Here is a 16,677-nt window from a genome sequence, read left to right as displayed (position 1 = left end):
ACACGATCACGCCGTCGGGGCTGACGAGCACGAACTACGCGATCACCTTCGTGCCCGGCACGCTGACGGTGAACCCGGCGCCGCTGACGGTGACGCCCAACGACTCGACGCGGCCGGAAGGCCAGCCGAACCCGCCGTTCAGCGTCAGCTTCGACGGGTTCGTGCTGGGCGAGGGGCCGGACGTGCTGGGTGGGACGCTGGTGATCTTCACGCCCGCCACGCCGACCAGCCCGCCCGGCTTCTATGTCATCACGGCATCGGGGCTCACGAGCACGAACTACGCGATCAGCTTCGTGCCCGGCACGCTCACGGTCACGCCTGCGCTGGTACCGCCGCCGCCTCCGCCGCCGCCTCCGCCGCCGGCGCTGCCGACACCCGGCGCGGTCGACGCGCCGCAGCCGCTGGTGCGCGGCGTGCCGCCCTACACGCCGGGCGACGCCGGGTTCCGCACCACGGTGTTCGAGGCCGGCCCCGCGGTTGCGGATCCATTCCGGCTCACCTACTCTCTCGGCGACGTCGTCCAACTCGCGATCGGTCAGCCCACGCTGCCCGGCGGATTCATTCCCGCCGCCGGGCGCCCCGCCGAGGCCTCGCCTGACTCCCCCGGCGTATGCGGCGGTCCGATCAATCTGGGGCCGACCCCGCCGGAGTGTCTCGAGGTGAGCGTGAACGAGACGTACTGGTCGACCATCGGCAGGGAGCCGCGGTGAGGCGGGCCGTTGTCGCGGCCTTCGCCCTCGCCGCCCTCCCCGTCATCGCCGCCGCACAGCCGGCAACCCCCGATCCGGCCCGGCCGGAGTTCCAGCGCCGCGAGTTCGCGCCGCCGCTCGTGCCGCGCGCCGAGCCGCCGACAGTCGAACCCGTGCCGACGCCGACCGCGCCCGCCGCGCCGGTCGGACCGAGCTTCGTGCTGCGCGAGGTCCGGCTCGAAGGCGCGCGCACGCTCGCCGAGGCCGAGCTCGCGCCGCTCTGGGCCGGGCTGATCGGCAACACCGTCACGCTCGAAACGCTGGAGCAGCTCGCCGAGGCGATTTCCGCGCGCTACCGCGCCGAGGGCTACGTGCTGTCGCAGGCTATCCTGCCGGCGCAGACGATCGCAGACGGCGTGGTGCGCATCCTTGTCGTCGAGGGCTTCATCGACCGGATCACCGTCGAGGGCGGGCCCGAGTCGGGGCGGCGCGCGATCGACCGGCGGTTCCGGTTCGTCGCCGCCGATCGGCCGATGTCGCTCACCACGCTGGAGCGCGCGGTGCTGCTCTCGCGCGACGTGCTGGGCGGCGGGGTCGAGACGGTGCTCGGCCCCTCGCCCGCCACCTTCGGCGCGGCCGACCTCACCGTGCGCTACACGCCGCGGCCCTACGAGGGCTTCCTCAGCATCGACAACCGCGCCTCGCGGCTGTTCGGGCCCTGGGTCGCGCGCGCCGGCATCACCAGCTACGACCTGCTCGGCCAGACCGAGCGGCTCGATCTCTCGGTCGCCTCCTCGCTCGGCGGCCCGGAGCTCCGATTCATCGAGGGCAGCATCACGGTGCCGCTCGGCTTCACCGACGGCACCTGGCTCGACGGGGCGCGCTTCGAGGTGGGCGGCGACGCCACGCGCGGCCGGCCGGATCTGCGCAAGTCGGGCCTGGTCGCGCTGACCGCGCTGCAGAACGAGACCAATCTGCGCGCGCGGCTGTTCGTGCCGGTGATCCGCACCCGCAGCGAGAACCTGTTCCTGCGCGCAGGGCTGACATGGCGCGAGAGCAGCGCGCGGCAGCGCTTCTTCGGCCTCGATCTCGGCCGCGCGACCGACCGGCTGCTGGTCGCCGAGGCGCGCGCGACCTGGGACGTGGCGGACCGGTTCCTCGGCGTCACCCTGGTCGACGGTTCGCTCAGGCAGGGGATCGCGACCGGGGGGACGCAGATCGGCGCGCCCGCGAGCCGCGCGCGCGAGGACTTCACCCTGCTGCGCGGTTCGATCGCGCGGGTGCAGGAGCTGGGGCCCCCGGAGTGGTCGCTGTTCGGAGAGCTCGTGGGCCAGATCGCCGGCACGATCCTGCCGAACTCGGAACGCTTCGCGCTCGGCGGCGATCGGCTCGGGCGCGGTTTCGCGCCCGGCAACACCACCGGCGATCACGGCTTCGGCGGGCGGCTCGAACTGCGCCGGCTGATCACGCTCGGCGAGATGGGCGGGCTCTCGCCGCTGATGAGCGCCTACATCTTCGGCGACTGGGGCGCGGCGATCGACCGTGACCGCACGCGCGACGGGCGGCGCTGGGAGAGCCTCGCCTCGGTCGGGATCGGCGCGCGCATCGATCTGACGACATGGTTCACGATCACGCCCGAACTCGCGCAGCAGGTCGGTGGCCGCACCTCCGACACCGCCACCGGGCGCAAGGAGACGCGCGCCTTCATCGGCGCGATCGCACGGTTCTGACGCCGGATCAGTAGCCCAGCACGCCGGGCAGCCAGAGCGCGATCCCGGGGAAGGCCATCAGCAGGCCGATCCCGGTTGCGAGCATCAGCAGGTAGGGCACGACCGCCCAGCCGACCTCGCCGAGCGGTGCGCCGGTGATCGCCTTGATGACGACGATGTTGAGGGCGACGGGCGGGCTGATCAGCGCCATCTCCAGGTTCAGCGTCAGCAGGATGCCGTACCAGACCTTGTCGATCGCCATCGCGTCCAGCACCGGCAGGATCACCGGCGTGGTCAGCAGGATGATCGAGAAGGTCTCGAGGATCAGGCCGAGCAGGAACAGCAGCACCATCATGCAGAGCAGGAAGCCGGTGCGGCCGAGGCCCGCGGTCGCGATCAGATGCGAGAGCTCCTGTGGTGCCCCGAGCTTCGTCAGCATGTAGCCGTAGAGCGAGGCGCCGACGATGATCATGAACAGCATCGCCGCGGTGCGCGTCGCCTCGTTCACGCCCTCCCAGAGATCGGCGAGCCGCATCTGGCGATAGACCACCAGGGCGAGCAGCAGCGCCCAGAGCGCGCCGGTGCCGGCCGCCTCGGTGGGGGTGAAGACGCCGAAATAGATCCCGCCCAGCACGAAGGGCGGCAGGGTCAGCGCCCAGATCGAGCGGCGGAGCGAGGCGAACAGCTCGCCCCAGGTGGCGGGCGGCGGCAGTTCCACGGCGCGGCCCGTCGCGGGGTCGACTCCGCCGCCGCGCTCGGTCAGCAGGCACCAGAGCGAGAACATCGTCGCCATCATCAGTCCGGGCACCACGCCGGCCGCGAACAGCGCGCCGACCGAGGCCTCGGTGACATAGGCGTAGAGGATCATCGGCGCCGAGGGCGGAATGAGAATCCCCAAGGTGCCGCCGCCCGCGACCACGCCGAATGCGCCCTTGCGCGAGTAGCCGTAGCGCAGCATCTGCGGGATCGCGACCTTGCCGATCGTCAGCGCGGTCGCGACCGAGGAGCCGGAGATCGCGGCGAACACGGTGCAGGCGGCGACCGTGGCGATGCCGAGCCCGCCCCGCACCCGGCGCAGCATCATGTGCGCGGTGTGGAACAGGTCGTCCACCACCCGGCCGCGCACCATGAAATGCGCCATCAGCATGAACAGCGGCACCGCGACCAGCAGGTAGCTGTCCAGCTTGCCGAACACGAGCTCGCCGAGCAGCGTCACCGCGCCCTCGGTCAGCCACAGCACGCCGAGCGAGAGCAGGAACATCGCCGCGAACATCGGCACGCCGAGATAGAGCAGCACCAGCAGCCCGGCGAGGGTGGCGAAGAAGGTCATTCCACGCGCCCGCCCGGCACGCCGTGATGCGCCTTGCTCTCCGGCCCGCGCGGCTCGATCCCGCAGGCGAGCACGATGATCTGCGCCAGCGCCGCGGCCAGCAGCAGCCCCGCACCGATCGGGATCAGCGTCTGCACCCACCAGATCGGCACGCCCTCGACATTCGTGGCGATGCCGATCATGCGCGAGAAGGCGACCGTCGAGAGCCCTTCCCACAGCAGGATGGCCGCCGTCACCGCGACCGCGGCCGAGCCGAACAGGCGCGAGGCGCGCCTGCCCGAAGGCGCGAGCCGCGCGGTCAGCACCTCGACGCCGATGTGCTCCTCGCGCCGCTGCGTCTCGCCGGCGGCGAACATCACCAGCGCCACCACCAGCCAGGCGGCGACGTGATCGATCCAGGGCTGCGGCTGGCCGAGGAAGTAGCGCCAGCCCACCGAGGCGCAGACCAGCACGAAGCAGATCAGCCCGGTGAGCGCGCCGAGCAGCGCGCCGAGGCGGCAGAGCAGCGCCACCCCGGTTTCGACCAGTCGCGCGGCGCGCGTGGCCGCGCCGCGCGGCTCATCCATCGCGTCAGGCCGACAGGTTGCGCAGCAGGTCGAGCATGCGCTGCCCGCCCTCGGGGGCGGCGCGCAGGAACGCATCGATCACGGGCTGCTGCATCACCGCGCGCCAGGCCTCGGCCTCGGCCGCGGTCTGCTCGTGGATCGTCATGCCCTTGGCGCGGAGTTCGCCGACCGCCGCCGCAGCGGTCTGTTCCGTGACCGTGACGGCGTCGGTCTCGGCCTTCCTGAGCGAGGCCTCCAGCGCGGCGCGCGCGCCGGAAGGCAGCCCGTCCCAGAACCGCGGGTTCACATAGACCTGGGTGTAGACGCAGAAGAACGGCGCGACGGTGCCGAATTTCTGCACCTCGTAGAAGCGGCGGCTGACCGCGGCCGAAACGTCCGTCAGCCCGGCATCGAGCACGCCGGACTGGAGCGCGCCGACCACCTCGGGTGCGGGGGTCGCTGCCGGGGCGGCGCCGGCGGCGCGCAGCGCGTTGTCGATCAGCGGGTTGAGCCCGCGGATCTTCAGCCCCTGGAAGTCGGCAAGCTGGACGATCGGCTTGCGCCCGGAGGTGAAGATCGAGCTCCGCGTGGTGAACAGCCAGGCCACGCTCTTCACGCCGCGGCGGGCGGAGGCGGCGTCGAGGAACTGCGCCGCATCGCTGCCGGGGAACTTGCGGATGCGGGCGAGATCGGTGAACAGGTAGGGGATGGTCGGCGCGCTCATCTCTGGGATGGTGTTGCCCCAGGTGAAGTTGGTCGCGACCGCGGCCTCGAAGGCACCGCGCGCCACGCCGGGGAAGTTCTCCGCCACGCGCGCGAGCTGCTCGGCCGGATAGACCTGCACGGTGACGCCGGCGTTCTTCGCGTTCACCTCCTCGGCGAAGGCCGTGAGCACGCGGGCGATGTGGTGCGCCGGCGGGTACTGGTGGGACAGGCGCATCACCGGGGCCTGGGCGCGGGCGATCGGCGGCGCGGCGAGCAGGCCAGCGGTGCCGGCGAGCAGCGTGCGACGGGTCGTGCGCATGGATGGAACCTCCCTTCGATCCGAAGCGGGCTCGGAGCCCGTCGGGCGTGGAATAGGGCGGGGGAGGGGCGGGGTCAACGCGGCCGGCGCGCCGGAGGGTTCCCCGGCGGCCGGCACGTGCGGCTCAGCGCGCGGCGCGGCGCCGAGCGACGGCGAGGCCGAGCAGCCCAAGGCCGAGCAGGCCGATTGTCGCGGGCTCGGGCACGGTGGTCGGCGGCAGGAACGCGGGTGGCACCTGCCCGCCCGGCGTGCCGCCGAAGCGCGGCGGCGGCAGGCCGCCCGGCGGCTCGAAGTCAACCGGGACGAGGCCCGGGGGCATCTCCGTGCTGCGGAACAACAGGCTGCCGGAAGAGGCGTTGGTTGGTACCGTCTCGAGATAGGTCAGGGCCACCGTGTCGAGCCACGCCGCGTCCCCATCGGCGACGAAGTCGAGCAGCGTCATGACGTGGATGCGCATCCTGCTGAGGGCGTCGCGGAACGTCGGATCCCCGACCAGCGGCGCAACCAGGACCTGCGCGCAGACCGCGCCGGCGGGCGAGACGAGCGGGGAGCCGCCGGTCACGAACGGGCAGGTGCCGCCCGGCTCCAGAGTGCAGCCGAAGCCGACCACGTCCCAGACCACCTCGGTCGCCGGTCCGACGGACGGCGCCTTGGTGGCGCGGACGTCGGCGGCCACGCCATCGGGCAGCCCGCCTGACCAGTCGAACACGGCACTGGTCGCGCTCTTCCGTCGTTGCGAAACAACGTTCAAGAGAGGCGCGCGGGCTGTCGATGCCGTCAGCGAACCAGGGCGTCGCGTCCCGGAATGCGAGCGCCTTCAGCGCGTGCGGCGCGTAGCCGGGCATGGATCACCTCCACTGTCGTCTCCGCGCCTGTCAACCGGAGAGGGCGCGGCGCGTCCAGGCCGTGCAGGCGATGCCGGACGCGAAACCGCGCGTCAGCGCCCGACGAGGCCGGGCAGATGCCCCGGTTTGCCGAACAGGCTGCCCTGCGCGAGCTCGACGCCGAGCCCGGCGACCATGCTGGCCTGCGCCTCGGTCTCGACCTGCTCGGCGATCACGCGCGCCTCGACCGCGCGGCAGAGATCGACCATCTGGCCGAGCAGTTCGCGGTCGCGCGCGCTGGCCTCGGCGCCGCGCACATAGGCGCCGTCGATCTTCACGAAATCCACGTCGAACAGCTTGAGGTAGCGCAGCGAGGCGGCGCCCGCGCCGAAATCGTCGATGCAGACCGCGTAGCCGCGCGCGCGCAGCGCGTCGATGGTGGCGCGGGCGGTGGCGGCATCGACGATGTCGCCCGTCTCGGTGATCTCGAACAGCAGCCGGCCCTTGAGCTCGGGGGCCGCGTCGAGCGTCTGCTCAAGCGAGGCGCGGAACGCCTGATCCTCGAGCGACATGTCCGAGATGTTCACCGCGACGGTCGCCGCCTTGGCGGCGAGGGCGGATTCGGTCGCGGCCGCGGCGACCGCGAGGTCGAGCTCGGCCGAGAGGCCGGCGGCCTCGATCAGCGTGACGAAGGATTGCGGCGTCTCGCCGCCATCCGGCGCCGTGTGGGGACGGATCAGCGCCTCGAAATGGTGCGGACGACGGTCCTTGAGCGTGACGATCGGCTGGAAGGCGAGGCGGAAGCCGCGCCGTTTCAGACGTCCACGCAACGATTCCGCCTGGGCGGCGAGCGTGGTGAGGAAGCCGGAGAGCCCGCGCGAGAGGCCGGCCCCCTCCAGCCCGGCGCGACCGGCCGCGGCGAAACGGTCGAGGGCGAGGCGCAGCGCGCGCACCTGCTGGACGGTGCTGAAGCCTGGTGCCGCGAGCTTGAGTTCCGTGCCGTGCACGCGCGGCGCGGAGCTTGCCGGGGCGCGTTCGCGCAGCAGGGTTTCGACCGCGCGGCAGACGGCGTCGACATTGGCCTCGCCGCTGTGCACGAGCGCCCAGCGGCCCGCGCCGAGTTCGGACTGCATGCCGGCGGGGGCGGCGTTGGCGATGGTGGTGCTGATCCGGTCCAGCAGCGCCTCGCGCGATTCGCGGCCGAGCATGACCGAGACCTCGGCCAGTCCTTCGACTTCCAGCAGGGCGAGCCGGGCGGGGGCACCGCCGGCGGCGGCGTCGCGCAGCCGTGCCTCGACCATGCGGCCGAAGCCTTCGGTGCCGCTGCCGCGCTGGCCGGTTTCGGGCAGGGGGGCGGGCAGGGGGCCGAAAGTGAGGCAGAAGCGCAGGCCCTCGCTGCCGGTGGCGAGGCCGGCGAAAGCGCAGGCGCTGCGTTCGCGGTCGGCGAGGCGGAGGGCGACGGGGCGCAGCCGGCCGCGCAGCGCGAGGTGGGCGAGTCCGGCCTGCATGGCGGCGCGGTCTTCCGGCGCGATGAGGCGTTCGACCGGCATGCCGATGGCCTGGGCCGCCGGGTGGCCGAAGCGGGAGGGGAAGGCGCCGGCAGCGAAGGTGATGGTGCCGCTCTCGTCCACCTCGACCAGCAGGTCGGAGGCGGCGAAGGCGAAGGCCAGCAGCCGCTCGCGCGTGTCAGGACGCGACGGTGGGGGGTGGCTTTCGCGTGGCCCGGCAACGGGCCGGATGGCGGCTGAAACGGTCATGCGCATCTCACCTCCGGCGCAGGAGACCTGATGCGGTTGAATCAACCCTTAAGAGGGGGAGGGAGGCAGCGGGGGCGCAAGGGATTTTGAGGGAGGCTCCCGAGCCGCTGAGCCGGTGACCGAGGCTGTGAAACCGTCCCGCGAATCCCGCAGTCATCCGGGGTAGAGTCCGCGGAGGTGGTGGAAATTCCGGCTTCGGCCGGGGTGTAGGGCTGGGGTGGCCATCGGACCTGGCGGCCAGGGTGGAGTTGCGAAGCCCCCACCCCTGACCATCCGAGGGCCCGATGGCCGACTGCCACTCGCCGAGCTGCTGGCGAAAGCAGGAGACGGTGACTTCCTGCGCAGCGTCGTCGAGGCGGTGCTGCAGAGGCTGATGGAGGCCGACGTGGAAGGCCTGATCGGTGCCGGGCGGCATGAACGCACCGCCGAGCGGCTGAACTACCGCAACGGCTTCCGCGACCGCAGGCTCGACACGCGGCTCGGCGCCCCGCAGCTGCGCATTCCGAAGCTCCGGCAGGGCAGCTGCGTCCCGCCCTTCCTGGAGCCGCGCAAGACCTCCGAGAAGGCCCTGGCGGCGGTCATCCAGGAAGCCTGGATCGGTGGGGTCTCGACGCGGCGCGTTGACGACCTGGTGCAGGCCATGGGCCCGACGGGGATCCCGAAGCCCCCCGTCTCGAAGCTGTGCAAGGACATCGACGAGCGGGTCGGCGCCTTCCTCGATCGGCCGTTGTCCGGCGAATGGCCGTATCTCTGGCTCGACGCCACCTACCTTCGCCAGCGCGAGGGCGGGCGCATCGTCTCCGTCGCGGCCATAATCGCCGTGGCCTGCGATGCCGAGGGGCGGCGCGAGATCGTCGGCCTGCACATCGGTCCCTCCGAGGGTTCCATCATCCGCCTGATCGGCGTCGTCCTGCTCGAGGCCAACGACGAATGGCAGATGCAGCACCGCTACATGGGCGTCGAGGCCGTGGGCGAGATGCTCAACCCGCCACCCACCAACGAAACCCTGCAACTTCCGCCCAAGGCCGCCTGACCCGTGGCCACCTCAAGCCCACCAGCTTGTTCCACCACGTTGACGGACGTGACCTGGCTCCCGCGCTCGGTTTCGACCCAGCGCCCGATTTCGCCCCCCTCGCCGCGATCCTGAGGCTCGGCATGGTGATCTACACGGGTGCGGGGTCGCAGTATCGTTCGGCGAGCGACCCGCTGGACGCGGCCCGCGCATGCCTCAACGCGGCGCTGCTGCGCCGGCCGGGCGACGTGGCGGCCGGTGATCGAGAGTTCGGGCTTGGGGCAAGCTGACCCTTGAGGAGAGCCGCCCGCACCGAGGCTGCCTCGCGCGGTCGGCTCACTGGCCTGCGGGTGACCGACCTGACGCGCGGGCCGGCCGGTCCGCTTGCGGCGCCGTTCCTCGGCGATCTCGGTGCCAGGATCGTCAAGGTCGGGTCGCCGGCAAGGGCGCCGAGACGGCCGGGTCCGCGTCCAACGTCGGCGGCGAGAGGCCGCCCTTTCGCCGGCCTGCACCTCGGCAAACGCAGTCTCGTGCTCCATCCGCGGGCGCCGCGTGGCAGGCCTGCTCGACCAGTACGACGTTTCGCACGCGCCGGTGCTCGGTGTCACCGCCGCACACGCGCACCCCCCATGCGGTCGCGCGGAAGATGGTCGTCACGGTCGAGCCCGCCGCGGCAGGGGCCCTGCGCATCCTCGGTCGGGCGATCAGGTTTCCTGGAGGACGGCAGGCGCCCTTTGGGCCTCCGCCGATGCCTGGCGAGCACATGGCGGACGTGCTCCGTCGCGATCGCGGAGTCTCCGACGAACAGGTCGAGACGCTGCGGGGGCTTGGTGTCATCGAACGGGCGGCCCAGCCGGCGACTTCGACCTGACGGGTCATACCATTACGGACCCGCTGAAGCTCGTTCCGTCCGCGCCGTGTCTCGGAACCGAGGCGAGGAAGCTGTCGATCCGACCGTTCGGATCCACCGAGCACACTCGGATCTGGCAGAGCGTCCGGCAGGTTCAGAGCGGCAGGAACGCCATGGCTCGCGCGCCGTCGACGCGCATGCGCCGCACCGGTACGCCCCAGACGCGGCTGACCGTCGCCTCGTCCAGCACCGCTTCGGGGGCGCCTTCTGCGACGATCCGCCCCTCCTCCATCACCGCGACGCGATCGCACCAGCGTGCGGCTGCGGCCAGGTCATGCAGCACCGCGACCACCACGCCGCCGTCGCGCGCGCGCGCAGCGGCCACGCGCAGGATCGCGTGCGCATGGGCGAGGTCGAGGCTGGATGTCGGCTCGTCGAGAAAAAGCGCCGTCTCGGCCACCCGCACGCCATGGAGCTGCGCCAGCACGCGGGCGAGCTGCACGCGCTGCGCCTCGCCGCCCGAGAGCGTCTGCACGATCCGGGCCGCCAGAGGATCGACGCCAGCCTCGACCATCGCCAGCGCCACGGCGCGATCGTTGTCGCTGCGTGGGCAGTATCCGGCATGCGGGATGCGGCCCAGCCGCACCACCGCCTCGGCGTCCAACGGGAAGCCGAGGCTGGTCGATTGCGGCAGCACCGCGCGCCTTCGCGCCAAGGCGGCAGAAGGGATGCGACCGACCGGAATGTCATCGTACAGCACCCGGCCACGATCCGGCACGAGCTCGCCCGACAGCACGCGCACGAGCGTCGACTTGCCGGCCCCGTTCGGCCCTACCAAGCCGAACAGCGCCCCGCCACGGAGCGTGACCGCGGGAACGTCGAGGATGGTTCGGCCACGCCGGCGCACCAGCAGATCCCGTGCCTCGATCATCGTCCGTCCACCTGGAGGCGCTGGCGCATCAGCAGGGCAAGGAAGAACGGCCCGCCGATCAGCGCGGTCACCAGCCCGATCGGCAGTTCCGCGGGCGCGAGCACGGTGCGCGCCGCGGCATCCGCCGCCACCAGCAGCGCCGCGCCGGTCAGCCCCGCGGCCGGCAGCACCCAGGCGTGATCCGCGCCGCGCACGAGACGCACGAGATGCGGCGCGACGATGCCGACGAAGCCGATCGTGCCGGTCGCGGCCACCGCCGCCCCGACCGCGAGCGCCACCAGGACCACCGCCAGCCGCTTCGTCCGCTCGATCGCGATGCCGAGCGTGATCGCCTCGCGTTCGCCAAGGATCAGCGCGTTGAGCGCGCGCGCGAGCCATGGCCCGGCGAGCGCAAGCGGCATCGCGGACGCCGCCACCAGCGCGAGACGCGGCCAGGAGGCGCCGGCGCAACTGCCCATGGTCCAGAACATGATGTCGCGCAGTTGCAGATCGTCGGCGGCGAAGACGAAGGCCGAGGTCACCGCGCCGGCGAGCGCATTGAACACGATGCCGGCGAGCAGCATGGTGGCGATCAGCACCCGGCCTTCCACGGTGGCGATGCGCCGCACCATGGCGGTGACCGCGAGCGCGCCGGCAAAGGCGGCAAGCGTTGTTGTGTAGGGCCGCAGCGGCGGCGGGAGAATGGTGGCGCCGAGCACGATGGTCGCCACGGCACCGACCGCGCCGCCGGCCGAGACCCCGAGCAGCCCGGGATCGGCGAGCGGATTGCGGAACAGTCCCTGCATCACCGCGCCTGCGACGCCGAGCACCGCGCCGACCAGCGTGGCCATGAGCGTGCGCGGCACGCGCAGCACCAGCACCACGGCCAGATCGCGCGCATCGACGACGACCGGCAGGCCGAGCCCCGCGCCGAGCGCGGCCAGGACGCGGCCCGGCGCGAGCATGATCGCGCCCGTGCCGATCGCCGCCACCACCACTGCCATCAGCGCGAGCCCGAGCAGGGCGAGGGCCGAGGCATCGCGTCCACGGCACCGGGCGACCGGCCGCGGCAGCACCGCCGTTCCGGTCATGCGATGTCCTCGAGCCAGGGGCGATGCGGCAGGCGCGCGATCCGGCTCTCGCCGTGCAGCGCGGCGGCGAGGTCGCGTGCCGCATGGGCGGTGCGCGGACCGAAGCCGAGAAGATAGAGGCTGTCGAGCGAGACGATCGCGCCGGTGCGCACCGCGCGCAGCACGGCAAGCGCGGGTACGGCGGCAAGTCCGGCCGGACCGCCGAGGGCCTCGACCGTATGGCTGGTCGTGACCACCGCCCCCGGCTCGGCGGCGAGCAGGGCCTCGGCCGAGACCGGCCGGTAGCCGCGATACTCCCTGATCACGTTGCGCACGCCGGCGAGCGACAGCATCGCATCCGCCGCGGTATCGCGCCCGGCCGCCTGCGGCGCGCCGCCGCCGATCGCGAGCACGAACACGGCGCTCGGGCGCGCGGGCGAGGCGCTGACGATCGTCCGCAGCGTGGCGAAATCGTCGGCCAGCGCGCTGACGAGCCGCACGCCGTCGGCCGAGAGATCGAGCGCGGCTGCGATCACGGCGGTCGCCTCGAGCAGCGAGGCCGCGTCGTGCACGCGCGGCGTGCGCACGATCCGCACGCCGGCGCGCGCAAGCTGCCCGATCACCTCGGGCGGGCCGGCATCATGTGCGGCGAGCAGCAGATCAGGCGCGAGCGACAGCACGCCTTCGGCGCCGAGATTGCGCAGATAGCCGATCTGCGGCAGGGCCCTGAGCGCGGTCGGGAACAGGGCGGTGCTGTCGACCCCGACGAGCCGCCCTGCGGCGCCGAGCGCGCAGACGATCTCGGCGATGCCGCCACCGGCGACCGCGATGCGCCGCGCCGCCGCGCGGGCGGGCAGGGCGGCCAAGGCGGCGAGGCCCAGCGCGCGGCGCGTCAGCACGACCCCGCCTCCGCAGCACGGGCGGCGAGCGCACGCCAGGCCCCGGCTTCCGGCATGCCGGGCTTGCGCGTGCCGAACAGCATCAGCACCAGCTGGTTCCCGGCGTCGAACGCCTCGATCGAAGTGACGATGCCGTCCACGGTCGGCTTGCGCACCAGCCACGCCTGGGCAAGCCGGTCGGTACGCAGATGCAGGTTGAAGCGTGGATCGAGCACGTTGAACCACGGGCCGCGCGGCTCGACGCGGTTCACGGGTCCGGAATGAATCTGGATGCAGCCGGGATTGGGCACGAACACCATGATGGGCAGCGCCTCGGCGGCGGCTTCGGTGAGCGCGCGCACGGGCGCGCCGGGATCGATCCGCCGCGCGAGATCGTCGCGGCGAGCCGGAACGCCTGCGCGCGGCCCAGCTTGTGCCGGCGGAGCAGCCGGATGAAGTCGTGCGTGTCCTCGAGCGCCAGCCAGTCGCGGCGCAACGCCGCCTGGTCGACCGCCACGTCCTCCGGATCGGGCCTGACCGGGTCGGGCGTCTCGAAGCCGGGCAGTTCCTGGTCCGGATCGGCGAGCTGCGCGGCGATCGCGGCGAGCGCGCCCGGCGCGGTCGCGGCGGTGGCGAACACCTTGTGCACGGCGACGCCCGACGGATCGAAGACCTGGATCGAACCGCGCGGGCTTCCGGGATTGCCCTCGGGCACGAACCAGGCATGCGCCCAGCGGGCGAAGAACAGCCGCAGATCGATCTCCGTGCCCAGCACCAGCCCCACCGGGCCGTGGAGTCCGGGCTTCGGATAGGTCCCGTGCTTCTCGTGCACGCAATGGGCGTTGCGGGTGAGCGCCATGACCTCGCCGGCCTCCGGCAACGCCTCCAGCAGGGCGCGCCAGTCGGGGCGGAGGCGGCGTGCGCCGGCAAGCCCGGCGACGATCGCCGCCTCAGGCACGCCGAGCGCGTCCGCCGCATCGCGCACGCGCAGCCCCGGGCGTTCCGCGATCAGCCCGGCGAAGCGCTGCGCCACGGCTGCCATTGTCGTCATGCTCATGGGTCATTCCCTTCTGTGGTCGATCTCAGTCGAGCCGGAACCGCACCGGCACCTCCACCCAGGCCGGCACCGCGCGTCCGCCGACCAAAGCGGGGCGGAAGGCCCAGCGGCGCACGGCCTCGACGGCGGCCTGGTCGAGCAGCACCGCGCCGGAGCTGCGGTGGATGCGAATCTCGATCGTTTCGCCATCCGGGCCGATCAGCACCCGCAGCAGCACCGTTCCTTCGATGCCGCGGGCGATCGCCTGACGCGGATAGGCCGGCGGAGAGGGGGGACGACGAAAGCCGGGATTGCTCGCCAGGATCGGACCCGGCTCCGCAGGAGGCCCGGGCGTCCCGGCGGCGTCGGGCCGCCCGACCGCCTCGCTGCCGCCGGGCGGCCCGCCCTCCGCGGACGCGGACGCCGCGCGGGCCGGCGCGGGCCGGGCTGCCATGGCCGTACGCGGCGGTGTCGGCCGCGTCTCTGCCGGGCGCGGCGGCAGCGGCGGGGGTGGAGGCGCGGCGATCTGCTCCGGCGGGGATTCGGCGGCTACCGGGACCGGTCCGGCGGGTGCCGCCGGCGCAAGCGGTTCCGAAGGCGGCACGGCTTCCGGTTCCGCAGGCCCGTGCTCCGCCGCGGTTTCGGTCATCGGCATGGGCTCCGGATGCGCGGCGGGGCGTTCGATCGTGACCGGCGCCGCGGCCGGCGTTGCCAGTGGCGCCGGCGCGTCGGGGAGCGGCGTCGCCTCCGCTGGCACGGCGCCGGGGGCCTCTGCCGGAGGGCCAGCCACGAACATGATCGGCACCGCGACGGGCTCGCCTGTCCCGGCCGGCGCGCCGCCGCCCGCGAGCCCAACCAGCGCCGCGGCCATGACGCTCCCGTGCAGGGCAAGCGAGGCGAGCGCACCTGCGCCGGCGCGCGGCCGGCGCGAGGCGACGACGACCCGCTTGCCCGCCCGCATGGCCTCAGAACTGCGTACGAAGCGCGATCTTCAGATTGCGTCCGACATCGTAATAGGCCGACGGCGCCGCGCCGCTGTCCCAGGACAGGCGCCGATAGGCGTGGTCGAGCAGGTTGTCGACGCCGACATCGAGACGCCAGCCGACCAGCGGCCCCTCGGTCGGCTGGTAGGAGGCGAACAGGTCGATCAGGCCGTAGCCGCTGGTCGGGTAGGAGGGCTGCGGCTTGTCCTTCTGCGTCGCCACCGCGAGCACGCGCCCTCCGACCACCAGCCCGGTCTCCAGGAATCGGTAGCCGAGGGTGAGCGACGCCTTGTGCGCCGGGATCAGGCTGAGGGGCCCGCCCTCAGTGCGGTTGCGGCCTTGCAGCGCCGAGGCGCCGACCGAGGCGAACCAGGTGCCGGTGTCGTAGCCCGCCTCGAACTCGATGCCGCGGATGCGCGCGCGACTGACGTTGCGCGCCTGGGTCGTCCCGTTGGACCCGGCCGGCTGGGTGACGATGAGCTCGATGAAGTCGTCGAAATCGGTCTGGAACACCGACAGCCGCGCGCGCAGGCTGTCGCGCGGCGTGAGCACGTCACGGAAGCGCAGATTGACGCCGGCCTCCTTGTTCTTCGCGGTCTCGGGGCGCAGGTCCGGATTCGGGACGAAGAAGTTGAAGACGGTCGGGCCGAGCGCGAAATGGACGCCCGTGGCATAGAGCTCGCTGAGGCCAGGCGCGCGGAACGCCTCGGTGTAGGCGACATAGGGCGAGAGCCAGTCGGTGACCTGCCAGGCGAGCGAGGCCTTCGGGCTCAGGCGGCTGTCGCTGCGGCCGGGCTGTCCGGCCGCGTCCTGCTCGTAGCGGTCGTAGCGCAGCCCGAGCGTCAGCGTCAGTGGGCCGAGGCTGATCTGGTCCTGCGCGAACAAGCCGACGATGGTCTGCTCGGCCTTGGGAAACTCGCGGCGGATGGCGTTGTTGCGCTTGCCCTCCTGTTCGTCGCGGAACAGGTCGATCCCGTAGGTGAGGGTGTGGCGCCCGAGCGCGCCGAGGGCGAAGCGCGAGGTGTTCTGCAGATCGAATCCATAGGTCGTGTAGTCGGTCTGGTCGTAGCGGCCGTCATTCGGCACGACGCGCCGTTCGCGGATGCCGACATCGGTGTAGTAGCCGGTGAACTGTGCATCGATCCCGTCACTGCCGGCGGGCGCGTAGCTGCCGGTCAGCGCGAGCTGCTGTTGGCGCAGGCGCCGCTTGGCGATGTTGTTCGCCGTGATGGTGTTGGCGGCGGTCGGGATGGTGGTGTTCTCGCCGAAGCCGAGCGCCGAGAGGCCGAGGCGCAGGCCGCCGCCGACGGTCCAGCCCAGCTTGGCGAGGCCGCTCACGGTGTCGGCGGCGGAGAAGGGAATCCCCTGGCCCAGGCCGTCGGACGAGTTCCGCCCCGTCCGGCCGATCACGCTCGCGAGCCCGTCCATCGGGCCGGCGCGGAACGCCGATGTGAGGCTGCCGTACCAGAGCGTGTTGTTGGACTGCCAGCCGCCCGAGACGATTCCCGTGACGCTCTCGCCGGGCCGCAGCAGGTCGGCGGCATCGACGGTGCGCAGCGCGATCACGCCGCCAAGCGCGCCCGAGCCATACAGCAGCGATCCCGGGCCGCGCAGCACATCCACCTGGCGCAGCAGCAGGGGATCGAGGAACAGCCGGCCGCGATGGCCGGAGCTGAAGTTCTGCCGCGCGCCGTCGAGGCGGATCACGACCCGGTCGTCGCCCAGGCCCCGAATCTGCGGCTGCATGACGGTGTTGCGCGGCAGGCCGTCGGCCTCCACGCCGGGCATGTCGCGCAGCAGGTCGTTGAGGTTCTGCGGCTGGCGCCGTTCGATCTCCTCGCGCGGGACGACGCTGACCGGTGCTGCGACATCGCCCGCCACCTCGGGCGTGCGGGTCGCGGTGGCGGTGACAGCGTCGAGCGCGGTCACGCCTTGCGGCGCGGTTTGCGCGGCCGCCGCACCGGCGAGCGCAGTGGACGCGAGAACGAGCGTGCGGAACATGGACCTGGACACGGGTCAGCCACTCCCCTTGTGATCAACGGCGATGACGACGTGGCTGG

Annotated in this window: 15 protein-coding genes and 2 pseudogenes; 5 read left to right on the top strand and 12 right to left on the bottom strand. The window is 72.7% G+C overall.

The window, feature by feature from the left end; translation table 11 throughout:
• On the top strand, positions 1 to 710 hold a 710-nt coding region (locus F563_RS25135), incomplete at its 5' end, for an MBG domain-containing protein (RefSeq protein WP_026299492.1).
• Positions 707 to 2,419 carry a ShlB/FhaC/HecB family hemolysin secretion/activation protein gene (locus F563_RS0110505; RefSeq protein WP_019014632.1) on the top strand — a complete coding sequence of 571 codons (1,713 nt, stop codon included), beginning with the start codon at positions 707 to 709 and terminating at the stop codon, positions 2,417 to 2,419. The genes F563_RS25135 and F563_RS0110505, both read left to right, overlap by 4 nt.
• Before the next feature lie 7 nt (positions 2,420 to 2,426).
• On the opposite strand, the gene F563_RS0110500 is transcribed toward F563_RS0110505, so the two are convergent.
• The 5 genes from F563_RS0110500 to F563_RS0110480 all read right to left on the bottom strand — a co-directional run bounded on the left by F563_RS0110500 (position 2,427) and on the right by F563_RS0110480 (position 7,878).
• Positions 2,427 to 3,728 (bottom strand): TRAP transporter large permease, encoded by a 1,302-nt coding sequence (locus F563_RS0110500; protein WP_019014631.1) that lies wholly within the window; start codon positions 3,726 to 3,728, stop codon positions 2,427 to 2,429.
• Entirely contained in the window at positions 3,725 to 4,294 is a 570-nt protein-coding gene (locus tag F563_RS22265) for a TRAP transporter small permease (RefSeq protein ID WP_019014630.1), read from the bottom strand. Before F563_RS22265 ends, F563_RS0110500 begins: the two co-directional genes overlap by 4 nt.
• 4 nt (positions 4,295 to 4,298) lie before the next feature.
• Positions 4,299 to 5,297: a TRAP transporter substrate-binding protein DctP gene (dctP, locus tag F563_RS0110490; protein ID WP_019014629.1), complete on the bottom strand. Its 999-nt coding sequence runs from the start codon at positions 5,295 to 5,297 to the stop codon at positions 4,299 to 4,301.
• 124 nt (positions 5,298 to 5,421) lie between these two features.
• A complete protein-coding gene (locus tag F563_RS25355) occupies positions 5,422 to 6,006 on the bottom strand; it encodes a PEP-CTERM sorting domain-containing protein (RefSeq protein WP_019014628.1) in 585 nt (194 codons plus the stop codon).
• Positions 6,007 to 6,234: 228 nt separating this feature from the next.
• On the bottom strand, positions 6,235 to 7,878 hold the full coding sequence (locus tag F563_RS0110480) for an EAL domain-containing protein (protein ID WP_156825137.1): 1,644 nt from the start codon (positions 7,876 to 7,878) through the stop codon (positions 6,235 to 6,237).
• Between the two features lie 271 nt (positions 7,879 to 8,149).
• On the opposite strand from F563_RS0110480, the pseudogene F563_RS0110475 reads away from it, so the two are divergent.
• From F563_RS0110475 to F563_RS25965, 3 genes and pseudogenes are all read left to right on the top strand, one after another.
• Positions 8,150 to 8,767: pseudogene (locus F563_RS0110475) on the top strand (transposase); the annotation flags it as partial.
• 266 nt (positions 8,768 to 9,033) lie between these two features.
• Positions 9,034 to 9,180, top strand: coding sequence for a hypothetical protein (locus tag F563_RS24795; protein ID WP_156825136.1), 147 nt, complete (start codon positions 9,034 to 9,036; stop codon positions 9,178 to 9,180).
• Positions 9,181 to 9,240: 60 nt separating this feature from the next.
• Positions 9,241 to 9,393: pseudogene (locus tag F563_RS25965) on the top strand (CoA transferase); the annotation flags it as partial.
• Between the two features lie 501 nt (positions 9,394 to 9,894).
• On the opposite strand, the gene F563_RS25125 reads toward F563_RS25965, so the two are convergent.
• From F563_RS25125 to F563_RS22235, 7 genes are all read right to left on the bottom strand, one after another.
• Positions 9,895 to 10,671 (bottom strand): heme ABC transporter ATP-binding protein, encoded by a 777-nt coding sequence (locus F563_RS25125; RefSeq protein ID WP_019014623.1) that lies wholly within the window; start codon positions 10,669 to 10,671, stop codon positions 9,895 to 9,897.
• Entirely contained in the window at positions 10,668 to 11,741 is a 1,074-nt protein-coding gene (locus F563_RS25120; RefSeq protein ID WP_019014622.1) for a FecCD family ABC transporter permease, read from the bottom strand. The genes F563_RS25125 and F563_RS25120 overlap by 4 nt, the downstream gene beginning before the upstream one ends.
• Entirely contained in the window at positions 11,738 to 12,619 is an 882-nt protein-coding gene (locus F563_RS22250; protein ID WP_019014621.1) for a heme/hemin ABC transporter substrate-binding protein, read from the bottom strand. The genes F563_RS25120 and F563_RS22250 overlap by 4 nt, the downstream gene beginning before the upstream one ends.
• Positions 12,613 to 12,960 carry a ChuX/HutX family heme-like substrate-binding protein gene (locus F563_RS25345; RefSeq protein ID WP_245557124.1) on the bottom strand — a complete coding sequence of 116 codons (348 nt, stop codon included), beginning with the start codon at positions 12,958 to 12,960 and terminating at the stop codon, positions 12,613 to 12,615. The genes F563_RS22250 and F563_RS25345 overlap by 7 nt, the downstream gene beginning before the upstream one ends.
• Positions 12,867 to 13,655 carry a ChuX/HutX family heme-like substrate-binding protein gene (locus F563_RS22245; RefSeq protein ID WP_211211417.1) on the bottom strand — a complete coding sequence of 263 codons (789 nt, stop codon included), beginning with the start codon at positions 13,653 to 13,655 and terminating at the stop codon, positions 12,867 to 12,869. Before F563_RS22245 ends, F563_RS25345 begins: the two co-directional genes overlap by 94 nt.
• A gap of 25 nt (positions 13,656 to 13,680) precedes the next feature.
• Positions 13,681 to 14,088 (bottom strand): energy transducer TonB, encoded by a 408-nt coding sequence (locus F563_RS25115; protein ID WP_162140584.1) that lies wholly within the window; start codon positions 14,086 to 14,088, stop codon positions 13,681 to 13,683.
• 511 nt (positions 14,089 to 14,599) lie between these two features.
• On the bottom strand, positions 14,600 to 16,630 hold the full coding sequence (locus F563_RS22235) for a TonB-dependent hemoglobin/transferrin/lactoferrin family receptor (RefSeq protein ID WP_156825134.1): 2,031 nt from the start codon (positions 16,628 to 16,630) through the stop codon (positions 14,600 to 14,602).
• Between the last annotated feature and the right edge of the window lie 47 nt (positions 16,631 to 16,677).

The organism is Elioraea tepidiphila DSM 17972 (assembly GCF_000378465.1).
Lineage (GTDB): Bacteria > Pseudomonadota > Alphaproteobacteria > Acetobacterales > Acetobacteraceae > Elioraea > Elioraea tepidiphila.
The sequence above is the reverse complement of the archived record's forward strand: the minus strand, read 5'-3'. Positions and strand labels throughout refer to the sequence as shown.

Bases quoted from the DNA above. Each gene is read 5' to 3' on its own strand.
- F563_RS25125 (WP_019014623.1), bottom strand. From the start codon at position 10,671: ATGATCGAGGCACGGGATCTGCTGGTGCGCCGGCGTGGCCGAACCATC.
- F563_RS24795 (WP_156825136.1), top strand. From the start codon at position 9,034: ATGGTGATCTACACGGGTGCGGGGTCGCAGTATCGTTCGGCGAGCGAC.
- F563_RS25115 (WP_162140584.1), bottom strand. From the start codon at position 14,088: ATGGCAGCCCGGCCCGCGCCGGCCCGCGCGGCGTCCGCGTCCGCGGAG.
- F563_RS25120 (WP_019014622.1), bottom strand. From the start codon at position 11,741: ATGACCGGAACGGCGGTGCTGCCGCGGCCGGTCGCCCGGTGCCGTGGA.
- F563_RS22265 (WP_019014630.1), bottom strand. From the start codon at position 4,294: ATGGATGAGCCGCGCGGCGCGGCCACGCGCGCCGCGCGACTGGTCGAA.
- F563_RS0110480 (WP_156825137.1), bottom strand. From the start codon at position 7,878: ATGACCGTTTCAGCCGCCATCCGGCCCGTTGCCGGGCCACGCGAAAGC.
- F563_RS0110500 (WP_019014631.1), bottom strand. From the start codon at position 3,728: ATGACCTTCTTCGCCACCCTCGCCGGGCTGCTGGTGCTGCTCTATCTC.
- F563_RS22245 (WP_211211417.1), bottom strand. From the start codon at position 13,655: ATGAGCATGACGACAATGGCAGCCGTGGCGCAGCGCTTCGCCGGGCTG.
- dctP (WP_019014629.1), bottom strand. From the start codon at position 5,297: ATGCGCACGACCCGTCGCACGCTGCTCGCCGGCACCGCTGGCCTGCTC.